The organism is Sphingobacterium sp. Lzh-3 (assembly GCF_046764375.1).
Classification (GTDB): domain Bacteria; phylum Bacteroidota; class Bacteroidia; order Sphingobacteriales; family Sphingobacteriaceae; genus Sphingobacterium.
Genome location: NZ_CP177226.1, coordinates 1,450,795 through 1,464,912, shown reverse-complemented (window position 1 = coordinate 1,464,912; position 14,118 = coordinate 1,450,795). Strand labels below are relative to the sequence as shown.

14 protein-coding genes are annotated in these 14,118 nt (G+C 39.6%); 5 read left to right on the top strand and 9 right to left on the bottom strand.

Annotated elements, in window-relative coordinates; all coding sequences use genetic code 11:
- Positions 1-664 precede the first annotated feature (664 nt).
- The 4 genes from ACLCDV_RS05960 to ACLCDV_RS05945 form a co-directional block, all read right to left on the bottom strand.
- The gene (locus tag ACLCDV_RS05960) at positions 665-1,669 is read right to left on the bottom strand and encodes a S41 family peptidase (RefSeq protein WP_317668083.1); all 1,005 of its coding nucleotides are present in this window, start codon (positions 1,667-1,669) and stop codon (positions 665-667) included.
- Positions 1,670-1,871: 202 nt separating this feature from the next.
- Positions 1,872-4,424: a tetratricopeptide repeat protein gene (locus tag ACLCDV_RS05955; protein WP_411973133.1), complete on the bottom strand. Its 2,553-nt coding sequence runs from the start codon at positions 4,422-4,424 to the stop codon at positions 1,872-1,874.
- Between the two features lie 229 nt (positions 4,425-4,653).
- Positions 4,654-5,088, bottom strand: coding sequence for a nuclear transport factor 2 family protein (locus tag ACLCDV_RS05950; RefSeq protein ID WP_411973132.1), 435 nt, complete (start codon positions 5,086-5,088; stop codon positions 4,654-4,656).
- A 538-nt stretch (positions 5,089-5,626) separates the two neighbouring features.
- Positions 5,627-6,073, bottom strand: a complete 447-nt coding sequence (locus ACLCDV_RS05945; protein WP_333626736.1) for a nuclear transport factor 2 family protein — start codon at positions 6,071-6,073, stop codon at positions 5,627-5,629.
- Positions 6,074-6,664: 591 nt separating this feature from the next.
- Between ACLCDV_RS05945 and ACLCDV_RS05940 the strand changes: the two genes are divergently transcribed.
- Positions 6,665-7,021, top strand: coding sequence for an ABC transporter permease (locus ACLCDV_RS05940; protein ID WP_411973131.1), 357 nt, complete (start codon positions 6,665-6,667; stop codon positions 7,019-7,021).
- 332 nt (positions 7,022-7,353) lie between these two features.
- On the opposite strand, the gene ACLCDV_RS05935 is transcribed toward ACLCDV_RS05940, so the two are convergent.
- From ACLCDV_RS05935 to ACLCDV_RS05920, 4 genes are all read right to left on the bottom strand, one after another.
- Positions 7,354-7,764: a nuclear transport factor 2 family protein gene (locus ACLCDV_RS05935; protein WP_411973130.1), complete on the bottom strand. Its 411-nt coding sequence runs from the start codon at positions 7,762-7,764 to the stop codon at positions 7,354-7,356.
- Positions 7,765-8,000: 236 nt separating this feature from the next.
- Complete coding sequence (locus ACLCDV_RS05930; protein ID WP_411973129.1) at positions 8,001-8,447, bottom strand: nuclear transport factor 2 family protein; 447 nt, start codon at positions 8,445-8,447, stop codon at positions 8,001-8,003.
- A gap of 541 nt (positions 8,448-8,988) precedes the next feature.
- Entirely contained in the window at positions 8,989-10,203 is a 1,215-nt protein-coding gene (locus ACLCDV_RS05925) for a hypothetical protein (protein WP_411973128.1), read from the bottom strand.
- Positions 10,200-10,778, bottom strand: coding sequence for an RNA polymerase sigma factor (locus ACLCDV_RS05920; protein WP_120335478.1), 579 nt, complete (start codon positions 10,776-10,778; stop codon positions 10,200-10,202). The genes ACLCDV_RS05925 and ACLCDV_RS05920 overlap by 4 nt, the downstream gene beginning before the upstream one ends.
- 163 nt (positions 10,779-10,941) lie before the next feature.
- Here ACLCDV_RS05920 and ACLCDV_RS05915 point away from each other — a divergent pair, with 163 nt between their 5' ends.
- From ACLCDV_RS05915 to ACLCDV_RS05900, 4 genes are read left to right on the top strand one after another with little or no spacing between them, the layout of a single operon-like run.
- Positions 10,942-11,799 (top strand): hypothetical protein, encoded by an 858-nt coding sequence (locus tag ACLCDV_RS05915; RefSeq protein ID WP_411973127.1) that lies wholly within the window; start codon positions 10,942-10,944, stop codon positions 11,797-11,799.
- Between the two features lie 23 nt (positions 11,800-11,822).
- The gene (locus tag ACLCDV_RS05910; RefSeq protein ID WP_411973126.1) at positions 11,823-12,230 is read left to right on the top strand and encodes a c-type cytochrome; all 408 of its coding nucleotides are present in this window, start codon (positions 11,823-11,825) and stop codon (positions 12,228-12,230) included.
- Positions 12,231-12,240: 10 nt separating this feature from the next.
- Complete coding sequence (locus tag ACLCDV_RS05905) at positions 12,241-12,792, top strand: YceI family protein (RefSeq protein WP_411973125.1); 552 nt, start codon at positions 12,241-12,243, stop codon at positions 12,790-12,792.
- Between the two features lie 19 nt (positions 12,793-12,811).
- A complete protein-coding gene (locus tag ACLCDV_RS05900; RefSeq protein ID WP_411973124.1) occupies positions 12,812-13,753 on the top strand; it encodes a DUF5777 family beta-barrel protein in 942 nt (313 codons plus the stop codon).
- A gap of 172 nt (positions 13,754-13,925) precedes the next feature.
- On the opposite strand, the gene ACLCDV_RS05895 is transcribed toward ACLCDV_RS05900, so the two are convergent.
- Positions 13,926-14,111 (bottom strand): CsbD family protein, encoded by a 186-nt coding sequence (locus ACLCDV_RS05895; protein WP_046672091.1) that lies wholly within the window; start codon positions 14,109-14,111, stop codon positions 13,926-13,928.
- Positions 14,112-14,118 lie beyond the last annotated feature (7 nt).

The window sequence follows — 14,118 nt, the reverse complement described above, 5'->3', positions numbered from 1 at the left end:
CAGAAGTGCACAATAAAAGCGTTAAAAAAAAATTTATTATCCAATTTGAGAATAGCTGTTTGTTTATCATTTCGTTTTTGAACATATTTTCAAGTCTATTGGTTATTGGTTATTGTATTCTATACTATATTGGTCTTATTTAAATCAAATTGATCTAATGGGACGACACAAAAATAGCCACAGCAGATTTCCGCTAGGGTATTGATTTGTTCAAAAAAGGTTCGTTTTTGTACAAAATTGGGACAGGAGCATAGTTTTTTATATTTGATGGAGCGATTTTGGATCTTCCATCCTTGCTCATGATGGCAACTGTTCTTATTTGATGACTAAGGACTGTGTCACACTAAATTTCTCTTCTAGGAGCTTTAAACTAGCAAAATGAAAAATTTGCTGAATAGCGAAGATAAATGGCAGAAATGAGAAACATTACTTTTCTCTTTTATAAAATCTGATTAGCAAAAAAGCTATTGTAATCGTCTGATCGTTTAATAATCTCTTTCTAGTTCAGTGATAAATAAATTAGGATTGTCAACGGCATACCTTAACCATATAGAGTCTCTTTCGTGTATATTATTAGGATTAATAGACCATTCAAAAAAGACCTCCTACGATAAGACTCACAAAAAAATATTACATAAAACCAATTTAAATTTGTCCATTACAATTAAATACCTTTGGCTTTTAAAAGCTCAAGTGCCTTATTAACAAATACTGGTTTTTGTTCTTTTATAAAATGATAACGTTCTTTAAAAGTGTTGATTTTTTCAGGGTAAACTACATCAATCAGGATATCCGGATCAATGCCTTCGCCAACAGCATAAGATTTCCCTTTTCGATCATGAAGCAATGCTGTCATTAAATTAACAGAATAACCTTTGTTTATATAGTAAAGCTCATTAGCTGAAGTTAAACCACAGGTTTTTGTTCCGATGACAGTGACGTTCTTTTGCCCCAAGAAATGACTCGCAGTGATCTCACCGGAACTTGCTGTAAGTTCTGAAACCAAAACGATAATTGGTATTTTATTATTTTTAAGCTGCTGCCCCTGCACTGTATCAAATTTACAGTATTTGGCTTCTATGCTATTGTCTATATATAAACCATTTTGAGGAATTTGAAATTTATCTACCAGAATCTCATTACCATCTTTATCCCGCGTCCCATCAAAATAAGAAAAAGTCTGGCTGGTGTCAATTAAACTATGGAAAGGAATAACCATGGGCACAAAACTACCGCCGTCATTTTCAGTTAAATCAATAATCCAGGCCTTGGGTTGTTTATCATCCAGTTCACGCATTTGTTTCTGTAGGGTATTGAGGTAACGTCTGTGTTCTAGTAGTACTCCAGGAACATTAATGTATGCATACTTACCTTCGATCATGTGATGCTGAAAATTGAGCGGGGACATACCTTCTTGTTCATATGTTGTATTAGCGATCATTTTGATCAATGCTAATTCATCGGTCGTATCTTCGACGCGCATGGCTCGAGAGTGATGATCTTCTAATTCGGAAACTACATTTTTAAATGTCGGCAATAACGAATCGATTTTATCAATAGCAACTGCTTTTAACTTCGTCTCTCTACGTAATTTATCGAAATCAACTTTGCTACGCATAAAAGAATGGGTTGCCAAGGTATCGATAAATTGATCAACCAAGTTGTTCACTTCTTTATTTTGAGCACGACAAATACTGAAAACGAAAAAACAGGTAAAAAAGAAAATGAGTCTGTACATGGATTAAAGATTAATTAGTTTTTAAAACTAACAAATATCAGCCATTATAGATCGATTAAAATAAAACTATTTAACCGCATTGAAAAAAAAGAAATCCTCAAAATAATAAAGATCCCGAATTCAAGACGGGGTATTACTTCAATTTCTGCAAGCGTTCTTTCGCTGATGGGACGATATCATCATTTTTTTCGTAGTTATCAATAATACTTTTCAATGTACTCTTCGCCTGAAAGGCATTGCCTTTGCGCGCATAGGCATCGGCAAGTAATAAGAAGCTCTTGGCTACCCAGTATTCTTGTGCTGCCCTATTGTTGATTACATCAAAAGCTGTTTCCAGCGCTTTATCGTATTCCTTGTTATCATACTGTAATTGTCCCACACGGTAACGGGCCTCCGCGCCGATCGCCGATTGGCTTTTCAGCGCAGCCAGGCTGAACTCTTTCGTAGCAGACGCTACATTCTTTTCTTTCAATAAAGCTTTTCCACTGTATAAATGTGCCTTAGCAATTTCCTCCTGTGTTGCACCAGGATAATTCTTAATCAGGCTCGCATACTTGGCCATTTGCTCCATATCGCCGAGTTCGAAGTAACACACCATCAGGTTCGTTACCGCGTAGCCATAGTTCTTTTTATATTCCTCATTGAGTTCCAATTTTTTAAGATGCACAATAGCCTCATTGTATTCTTTAAGATCCAGATAGAGCGCAGCCACTGTCAGCAAGGTATTCTCTGAATACTTGCTCGTCCAGTCGTTCAGAATAATATTTAGATCGTGTAATGCTTCCTGTGGGTGCCCCGTACGGTACGAACTCACCCCACGGATATAACGGGCAAATTTTTCTTGTCTGGGTTTTGGAAATTTATCAAAATAGGCATTAATCGCTTCTACAGCCGCTCCGTATTCGCCTCGGGCGAATAGCGACTGAGCCGCCTGGAAAGCCATGTTATCTAGCTCTGCAGGACTCAGATTACTGACATTGGTACCGACAGCGTAACGTATATAACTCGAAGCATCCCCCTGATCAAGGTAGATATTTTCAATAAAACGCATTGCCTGCTCGGCTTCAGCAGTTCTGGTGTATTTCTCTACTACTTTTTGGAAGGTGGCCTTCGCCGCTTCAGGTTCATCGTTATTGTACTGCACGAGCCCAATCGTCATTAAGGCACGCGGAATATAACTACTGCGAGGGTACTTTTCAACCATTGCCTGTAGTCCTTCGATCGCACGGCCATAATCACCCATCGTGAAATAAGTGTAAGGAATTTCAAAGGCTGCATCATCCGCGTAGTTCGAAGATGGAAATTGCTTCAGAACGGACCGCAGCGTACTGAGCTTGGTTTCGTTGTTACCTTGCAGACCAAATAAGATACCGCGCTGGAATAAGGCATAATCCTGATTGGGTGCTTTGCTGTTGATCAGCTGATCATAGTATCTGTTGGCCCGCCCATAGTTGCGAAGGCACAGATACGAATCACCTAGGCGAGCAATGACATCATACCGTATATTCTGATCCACTGTGGTTCCGCCAGCGGTCAGAAAGCGTTCAAAATAATCGGCCGCCAGCTCAAAACGGTTGTTTCGGTAGGCCGCATAAGCCAATCCATAATTGGCATAATTATACAGGTTGCTATTCCGCGCATCGGGCAGGCTTAGGAACTGAGAGAAGTTTTCTACCGCTTCGCCAAATTTGCGCACCTCATACATTGCCTCTGCTTTCCAATAGGTTGCAAGAGCGGCCATTTCGGCATTGATAGGAAACTTTTCCGATCGCATAAACATGGATATGCTATTCTCGAAAGCGCGTTCGTTATAAAACTCCAGACCGCGGTAGTAAGTTACCTTTTGATAGATCGCATTGACTTCCCGCCCCCGCTCCCTTAGCGATTCCAGCATACTAACGCCGGCATGGAAGTTGGTCGTTCCACGTAGAATTTCAGCGGATAGTGTTTCGGCACTTTCCTTTCTTTTTGAACCCGGATCGACAGGTTTCACTTCTTGGGCGATATATTTTTCGAGGACTTTTTGTGCAGCCTGGGTGGAGTCCATTGCAAGCAAGATTTTAGCATAGTTAAACAGCGCATCGGCTTTCACTTGCTGGTCTAAATCCAGTTTTGTCGCTTTGACAAAAGCATTTCGTGCCGTTTGCTTGTCGCCAGTCTCCAGAGCGATATGGCCTAATGTCATGATCGCCCCCTGATAAAAGGCATCCGAAGGTTTTATGGCCTCCAACATACCACTTGCTCTTTTGTATTCGCCGGCGCCGTAAGCCAGATAGCTGATGCGATAATTATCGATATTACTTTGCGAAGCGTCTGGGTGCCGTTTCATCAATTCGTGATAATAGGCCTGTTTGTATTTTTGTTGTGCTAAATAGGTAGCTGTGGCAATCTGGCGTAGCTCCGTCTCGATAGCATCGCGGTTGATATGCGTCATATCCGGACTGCGGCGCACCTTAACCGCATCGGCCAGCATAGGCCGGTAGTCGCGTACGACATCAATGGAATCCATAGTCTGAACCTCTCCGCCGCCACCTTGCACACTGTTTTGCTGTTGCTGTTGTTTCTCTTTCTTTTCTTTCTGCTGTTTCCCCACTTCCTGTGCATAGCCTGTTACCAATAAAGCCGAAAGCGTCCCAGTAAAAAGGTATTTCAGGTAATTGTGACCGATTCTTTCTTTCAATATCATTATTCGTCCGTATTTCTGAATTTTTCCAAACGTTCCTTTGCCGAGGAGACAATAGGGTTATCCCTAACTAGTGTATTCAAAACTAAAGAATTCCAAGCACATTCGGTAATTTCCGTCTCATACTTGCTTCGTTTCGACTATTTAAAACAAAACACACTATTTCATTGCTCTACCGGCAACTGAATTTATACAATAATGGAGCCAAGAAGAAAAAATAAAAACCTAGCTCTTATTGATAAGAATGGACTGACTTGGACACCTGCCAACCGCCATTCTCATAAACTAAAGTCACCAGATCAGTCATACTGAAACCATCAAATTTCAATACAATCTTTGCAATCATATAATCTGCGGATTTTTCAACGATCTTGATATGCGTTTTACAATTTAAAATTTCACCCTGTTGTTTCTTCAACGATTTAATCAAAGTCTGGCGTCCATAGGTCTGCGTCTTGAAAGCCTGGATTTTTTGGATAAAATCTTCCGCAAACAACTGCGCTAGACCAACAGTTTCTCCAGCTGTCGTTACAGCAACATAATGCTGCAAAGCGAAATCTGCTGTAGAAAGATTAACACTAACTTTTTCTGGTTTTTCAGCTGCTATGACAACTGACGAAAAGGCGATTAAAGCTGCTGCTGTGAATGTTTTTACAATTGTTTTCATATTATCTTTTTGTTCTATTGTGTTAGTTTATATACCCTTTGTTGATGCAAAACTGGCGGTCAATATGCCGCTAGCCTATGGAATTTAGACCAACAATCTACGAATCCCGGTGACTGGCAGAACCCTTATTTGTTGTTTTTTGCTTGCTATTTCTTTGGTGATTCTTTGGTGATTAATTGCTGTTTCATTGGTCTTTGTTCGGGCCTTCTTTGGACTTGGTTTGGGCTTTGTTTGCCGATTCTTTGGTGATTCTTTGGTGATTCTTTGGTGTTTAGTTGCTGTTTCATTGGTAAAAAAGCAAAGAAACAGCAAGAAAACACGTAATTATAAGATAACTTGGTTCCAAGCATAAGTAAGCATATGTCCCAAAAAAAGCAATACTGACTAGTATATTCACGAAATATTCACGAATAACTAGACGGCTTTTTAGATCGCATTTCATACGTGAAAGCCAAAAAAATATACTGTTCGCAATAGCATAAAAAAACCACATCTTGCAATGTGGCTCTACAACCTATATATTGAATTAGAATGACTTCTATTTATACGAATTGATCGATTTAGATACTTTCCAGTCGTTTCCTTCACGGACAAAAGTCACTAGATCAGTCTTTGTAAAATCCTCAAATTTCAAGGTCACTCTAGCCACCATATAATCTGCGGATTCTTCAAGGACGTCTGTACCCACTGTACAGTTTAGCTTCTCGCCTTTTTGTTTTTTCAAGGACTTAATCACTTCACTGCGGCTATTTGACGTCAAGTTTGCCGTTTGGATTTTTTGGTTAAAATCTTCGGCAAACAGTTGCTCTACACCAGCCGACTCACCTTCAGTCATTACCGCAACATAGTGCGCTAAAGCAAAGTCTGCTGTTGATAAGTTAACGTTTGTTTTTGCTGATTTTGATCCGGGGCCTTCAGCTGCCATAGTAAATGTGGAAACTGCGATTAAGGCTGCTGCTGCGATTGTTTTTACTAGCGTTTTCATAATATCTTAATTTTATTGTTTTAGTTCATGAGCATTTCCATCGATACTCATGATGGTTTTTGTTCTTATTTGTTGATTCAAAATTACTACTCTAGATGCTTCTTGCTCACAGACTTTAGATCAACAACGGGTAAAACTCGGTGAATGACTGAAATGAAAAGGTGAATTTCAAAATGCATAAAGAACTTAAGATCAATTTTATTAGCTCCGTGCCAAATACCATACCAGTTGGCCTGTGAGTTCAATAACGGCTTCTATGACTTTTTAAAGGATATTCCATATCTTTTTCAGAAAAAGTAGCTGTACGCAAGCGAACAGTTTATAGCGATATTGTTCACATGCGTACACCCTATTAAATGCCGACAAAAAGATGAACTGAAGTCATAAGAAGTGACAGGTAAGCGATGTAATCGTCTTCCCGTTCATTAGCGAACAATATTGTTCACAATCGAACAGTGATTTTCGCATATAAACAAAGTTTATAATAACTATGTCCCCGATTATTCTTTAGAATACACCTTTTTAGATAAGACCTTTGGACATCAATACAATTCAGAAATAAAACAGGGTCAAATTCTTTTAATTTTTGCCTTGTTGTCTATCGCTATTGCTTGTTTAGGGCTGTTCGGTGTAATCACATTCGCTATTCAATTGCGGATAAAAGAAATTGGTATACGCAAAACATTAGGCGCAACATTAAGCAACCTCGTTTATCTGCTGTGCTCTGATATGGTTAAATTGGTCGGTATAGCTCTGTTGATTGCACTGCCACTGGGATGGCTATTGATGAATCAGTGGCTGCAAGAGTTCGCTTATCGCATTTCGGTCAGCTGGTGGATACTTGTAAGCGCAGGGGTCATCGCACTGGTTATTGCTATCCTAACCCTATGTACCAGAGCAATCGCCGCTGCAAAAGCTAATCCGGTCGAGAGCTTAAAAGTAGAGTAGCTTTGGATTTAAAATTCTTTGTTCTTAGACCTTTGAAGGGATTGGCTTGTTTGTCCTTTGAAGTCTATCGACTTTCCCTTCGGGACATTATTGAGCTTTTCTTTGAACACCCGGTAGTTAGTGAGCTTAGTGCTTGCCATAAGTGAACGCGCAGCTCAAACTCAGCAGCTTTTTGATAGTGTATCTGTAACTGCTCTTTTATCATAGTATTTATCCATTTTACTACGCTACTAAAGATAGGGTAAGGAATAATGGCTTTGATTTAACGATTAAAAACAAGATAAGTAAGAATGACTAACTTTTCGTTTTCTTGATTTCTTTAAATAAAGACATTATTGCTCTTTGAATTTACGATTAAAGTAAGCATCAACTACATGTTGATCCTGCGGAAAATTAAAAACTTCTTTTATCTTATTATCTTCAATTTTCCAAAGCAAGCAGGACATATTGTTTAAGCCCTCACCATCTTCATCGTTGCTCCAATTACGGTGGCAATCAATGACATGCTCTTCACTAACGCCCATAACGATGCCCTCAGCCTGAAAGTTATATTTCCCCAATTTAGCCAAATAATCAACGATTCCCGTCACTCCTACCTTTGTGCCACTTAACGGGTGTGCACCCGGGATATGCCATTTTACATCAGGATGAAAAACTTCGCTAAGCTCCGCGACATTATTATTTGCATAGGCATCAAAGAAACGATGTATCAATATTAAATTTGGATGATTGCTATTACTCATTGTTGTTTAGATTATAGGTTAGGCCTTTGCAAACCAGCAAGGGCAATTCGATTCCTGATTCATTTTAAGGACAATTTAGCGTTAAAACTTAAAAAAACAAATGCACGATCATAAAAATTTGTGATCATACAAAAAAGCCGCGTCTCGCGACGTGGCTTCTAATCTAAATTTATAAACATGTGATTCACTAGCGGTCAGCTTTCGCCATCACTAAGCTAGCCCCAAATTATCAGCTTCTATTTATAGGAATTGATCGATTTGGATACTCTCCAATCTTTACCTTCACGCACTAAGGTAACAAGATCGGTTTTGGTGAAATTTTCAAATTTCAACGTAACCCTAGCCACCATATAATCTGTAGACTGTTCAACTACATCTGTGCTAACCGCACAATTCAGGTGGATATTTTTTTGCTTTTTCAAGGATTTAACTACAGCTTCGCGGCTATATGACTTTAAGGTTCCCGTTTGGACCTTTAGATTAAAATCCTCAGCAAACAGCTGCTCTATTCCAGCCGACTCACCTTCCGTGATCACGGCAACATAGTGCTCTAGCGCAAAGTCTGCGGTTGATAGGTTAACGATGACCGGGCTTGATTTTGCCCCTGGTCCTTCAGCTGCCATAGCAAATGTTGATACGACCATTAAAGCTGCTACTGTGAATGTTTTTACGAGAGTTTTCATACTATCTCTTTTTTGTGTTTTTTTTACCTTGCTTATCTGTTGACTCAAAACGATCGTTTCAAATGCTTGTTGCCCACGGATTTTAGATCAATAACCAGCAAAAATCGCTGAATGACTGAAATGAAAAAGTAAACTTCAAAATGCATAAAGAACATACGATCAATTTTAATAGCTCCGTGCCAAAGACCATACCAGTTGGCCCCAAGGTTCATTTATGCCTTTTAAAGCTCATTATGGGCGATCTAAGCTCTTCTTCAAAAAAACGAAATGTACGTATGCGAACAGTTATTAACCGAATTGTTCGCATACGTACAGGACATTAAAATGAAATAGAAGTCTAATTTTCTGTGCATTTTGAAGTGAATGACGATATACGGTAAAAAAGAAACGTACTTATTTGCCTGATCAGAAAGCGTACTTATTTGCCTGATCAGACAGATCAGGCACCAATTTTTTTCGCGGGGGACAAACAGGCTAGTAACAGGGTACAAGCTCGCTAAACATAGGTTTAACTGTTCATCATCGATGGAATATATCGGAATTACAAGCTCATTCCCAAGGTAAAAGCCACCCCTTTAGATTCCAGGTCCACATTTCCGTAGCCTATCCCTGTCAATGGCATTTTAACAAAAGGTTTTACACCGATGTTAATTTTATCATTGATTTTCTTCTCAATAGAGATCGAAAAATCGGCAACACCGAAGATATGCTGGTTCTCTCCATTCACTTCATAGACGGCACTTTTCTGAGATCCGCCGTAACTACCTCCGTTTTCATAATCAAAAGTGTATTTTTCCTTTAGCATAAAATAGCTCGAAAGTCCAGCGCTAACATTAAACTTTACTTTTTTACTTTTCAATACCGTATAACTTGCAGTCAATGGTACATCAATAACATCACATACCGCACTCACATTGCTCGGCAATTGCGTCATTTCGGGTGGATTTGATGGCGCATAAAATTTATAAGCTGACTTATAATTCTTTTTAGCATAGGTGGCTCCCACAGACACACTTAATCCTTTTGTAAGGGGATGAGAATAGGCCAAACCGATATTCTCACTAAGTGAGGATTTGCCTGCTCCACGCACGCTTGTGAGATCTGGTCCCGCCAAGAAACTTACAACCGAACGTTCTTTTTCCTTTCCTTGGGATCCGATACCTTCTTTAGGCTGATAGATGGCTGCCAGACGCTCCCCTAGCCCTTCAATCGGTTCTTCTCTTAAGTTGAAATGAGGCAATCTCTGATTGTTATAGTCCATGCGTGGAATTGTCACTAGCGTGTTCAGCTTTCTTTCTTGCACCCATATCGGATTTACTTCAGCGATCTTTGTTAAACCAATATCCTGCAGTACCACGGTTGCATTCGGTATCAGATGTGGATTGTCCGCGCGTTTACTCGGTTCAAATACAATCCCGCCATGATTCCGTATGGTTTCGTCTAGCGAATTCTCCCCGGGTTGAACAGTTTTGCTCTCCGGAAGCTCTTTTTTCGGCAAAATACTGGCCTCATTTATTTCACTTTGTAAATTATTCGATTTAAATAACGCGCTATTCCAAATAAAAAAGATAGTTAAAACCGCAGCGAGCGTGGCTGCCAGGGTCATTAAAACGACTATCTTGTGTCTCTTTGAACGTCTTTCACTGTCTAACCGCGATTCTATATCTTGCCAATGTGATTCATCAAAGTCAAAGTTAGTATCACTTAGGCCCTCCTTAAATAGCTCGTCAATCTTGTTCTTATCCTTTTCCATCATCTTTTCTCTTCAGTTTTACCAAATTTTACACCTTGAACTTCCACCATTTCTGCCAGTCGGCCGCGTGCCTTATGCAGATTAGATTTTGATGTTCCAATGGCAATACCCAACATGCCACTAATTTCTTCGTGTCCATAACCATCGATCGCATAGAGATTGAATACTGTCCTGTAGGCAGGTGGAAGCTGCTGTACCATGGCCAATAAATCTTCATAGTTTAACTTTTGACTGATGCTATCATCTTCAACAATGGTATGCTCATACATGGATACATCGACCAAAATGCCCTGTTTAATCTTTGCTCGATAAAAATCAATTGCGGTATTTGTCATGATTTTTTTGATCCATATGGAAAAAGGTTTCTGGAAATCATATTTACTGATATTTTTAAAAACCTTGAAAAAGCCTTCATTTAAAATACTTATGGCATCCTCTCTGTGATTCGCGTAGCGCAGACATATCCCTAAAGACATAGCGTAGTAGATGGTATAAAGATCTTTCTGGGCCCTGCGGTCCTCATCAATACATCCTTTAATAATATGGATAGATTTTTCGTCAACTTCTGTTATCGCCACTCGCTATTGCTTCTTTCTTTTGATAAATATAGTATTAAGTCTAATACGAGTAGATAATCAGAAAGGTTGCCTCCAAAAAATATATTTTTTCAACGCGATTTTGAAGCAACCATTCCTCTTAGGTCAACGTAATATCAAGACAATATTCTAAAAACATACAGTTATGAAATCAAACAAAAAACAAGTCAAATCAACCTTTATAGCTGGTCTATTGACCTTAGCGATGTTTTCTGCATGTTCAAAAAGCGATGGTGAGCCTGGCAATGTCGAACATAAAAACAAGGGCGTGCAAATGTCTGCCAATACACAGTTTGGCAATATTCTGACCGATGCCAACGGCAAAACACTCTATTTTTTTTCGAATGATACAAAAGGAACTTCAACCTGCAGCGGTAATTGTATAGCCACCTGGCCGGTTTATTACAGCAGCGAAACAAGTACAGACCTGAAAATTGACAAAAGCCTGCTCGGTGAAATAACACGTGAAGATGGTTCCAAACAAAGCACATATAAAGGCTGGCCTCTTTACTACTATGCAGGCGATAGTCAATCTGGTCAGGTGAAAGGAGATGCTGTCAATAAAATATGGTACGTGGCCAAACCAGATTATTTACTCATGGTGGCCAATGCACAACTTATTGGACACGATACTAAAAACTATTTAGGTGACTACACCGAAGGAACCGGAAAAACAATTTATCTGACAGATGATAAGGGCAGAACCTTGTATGCCTTTAAACCTGACAAATACAACAAAAACAATTATACTGCTGCAGATTTCAGTAATGATGCGACCTGGCCTATCTTTCAAAAAGAGACGGGAGCTCTGCCTTCCCTTGTTCGTACAGCTGACATTGCTGTCATTACCGTCTATGGAAAGAAACAATTAACCTTCAAAGGATGGCCCTTATATTACTTCGGCCAGGATATACAACGCGGAGACAACAAAGGAATAAGTTTCCCACGCGTGGGTGTTTGGCCAATCGTAAATGAGAACACAGCCGTTGCTCCTGCTAACTAAGTCAAGACTAACTATTCAAACTTATGGAACAAAATCTAAAAACGACAGATCCTTGCCTCGGCGCACATCGTTACTTTGTTATTTCACTTTTGACCTTAACGGTTCTCTCGTTCTCGGCCTGTACCAAAAAGCAAGCACAAGAACTTACGACCAATCCAGATAACGGAACTGAAACGGTGACAGTCCAGAATGTGTCCTATACGAATTTTTCTAAAGCACTCTTTGAAACGAAATGTAGTTCATGCCACGCAGCAGGACGTTCGGCCAGTGGACGATGGACGTTCAGTGGTTATACCTCTGTCAAAGATAATATTGCACAGATCAACAATGCAGTACTGGTGGCCAAATCCATGCCACTGGGCGGCTCACTCACAGCAAAAGAAATAGAACTGCTGGATGCATGGATTAAGAGAAATTCACCTGAAAATTAATGTTATACCTATGAACAAAATCAACATTTATATAGCGCTCTTTATGCTGCTTATTAATATGAAGACATTTGCGCAACAAAAGGCTTCTCTTGTTTCAAAAGAGACCAGCATCAGCTTTTTCAGTAATGCACCATTGGAGGATATCGAAGCCAAAAGTATCTTGGGCGCTTCGGCTATGAACCTCCAAAGCGGAGATATCATCTTTCGGGTAAAAAATACATCTTTTCAATTTGACAAAAAGCTCATGCAAGAGCATTTCAATGAAAATTACATGGAAAGTGATCGATACCCCCTATCAGAATTTAAAGGTAAAGTAGAAAATGCAGAGAAATTGACAAAGGACGGCAACTATACGCTGAACGTAACGGGCACACTTCTGATCCATGGGGTTACCAAACCTTACAGCACCAAGGCTGCATTTATTGTTAAAGATGGGACATTAAAAGCTGTTGCAAGTTTTCAGGTAAAACTCGCCGATCACAAAATTTCTATTCCTTCCATTGTCGGAAAAAAAATTGCTGAAGTAGTAAAAATAACCGTTGATGCGACCTACAAACCATAATTACTCGAATTCATTGCAAATGAGAAAAACGCCATTTATACTCCTGTGCTTTATTTCCACAAAGTTATTTGCTCAGGAAGACCTTGATAAATTAATCCATATCGATGGGGTTAAAAATGAAAAAGTCACTGCAACCTTTAAATCCGGTAACCTGATCAACCTCAAAACAACAGAAACAATTCACCGACGTGAAATGGACTTTAGAGTAGATCACCGTTTTGGCGATATCGCAGGCAGCGCCGGTGGAGGGAAGAATTTCTTCGGTCTCGATAATTCGACCGACATCCGAATCGGTTTTGATTACGGTCTATTAGATAATCTAAACATTGGAATCGCTCGCGCGAAGGGTGCAACAGAGGTCAGACAACTCTTTGAGGGGAATGTGAAATACCGATTTATCGAACAGACGGTCGACAATAATGTACCTGTTTCCGTTGCTTTTTTTGGAAGTACAACCCTATCTGCCATGGAAGCCAGCCCGGATAAATCTTCGGCAGCAAGCTTTGAAGACTTCAATGACCGATTGAGTTATGTGACGCAGCTCATCATTGCCCGTAAATTTAGCTCAAATCTATCGCTTGTTGTAGTCCCAACCTATCTTCACCGAAACTATACAGCTTATAGCGATCAGAATGATGTATTCGCTCTTGGTATTGGTGGGCGGGCCAAGGTCAGCAATAGGATCGCATTAGTAGCAGACTATACATTACCTTTCCGAAAGTCGGCGAACAAAAAATACCGTGAAGATGTAAGCGGACAGCATTACTATAATGCATTAGGTGTCGGTTTGGAAATGGATACCGGAGGCCATATCTTCCATCTCAACTTTACCAATGCCACCGCAATACAAGAATCTCAGTTTATTAGCGAAACAAATAGCTCTTGGGGTAAGGGACAATTCCGTTGGGGATTTAGCATTGCTCGCCGTTTCAATTTTAACAAAAAGAAACCTATTGGATAAAAAGCTATTCAAAGCAAAAAATAAAATGCTCAATCGGGGACTTGGAAAGAAAAGAATCTATCCAAAACAATAGGAATTCAAAATGCTTAAAAGCCTCGAGAGTGATATGGCCTTAAATAAAAAAAGCGGATAACAATACTGTTATCCGCTTTCTTATCACACAATACTAAACCTACAAATCATTTAACCACTTATTTACCTCATCTTGTGTTTTACCGGTCTTCTTTTGAAGTTTACCAACCAACTCGTCTTCTTTACCCTCGGCATACAATAAATCATCATCAGTAAGATCTGCATATTGTTGTTTTACCTTACCTTTGATTTCGTTCCAACGGCCTTTCCATGTTAATTCGCTCATAATTATT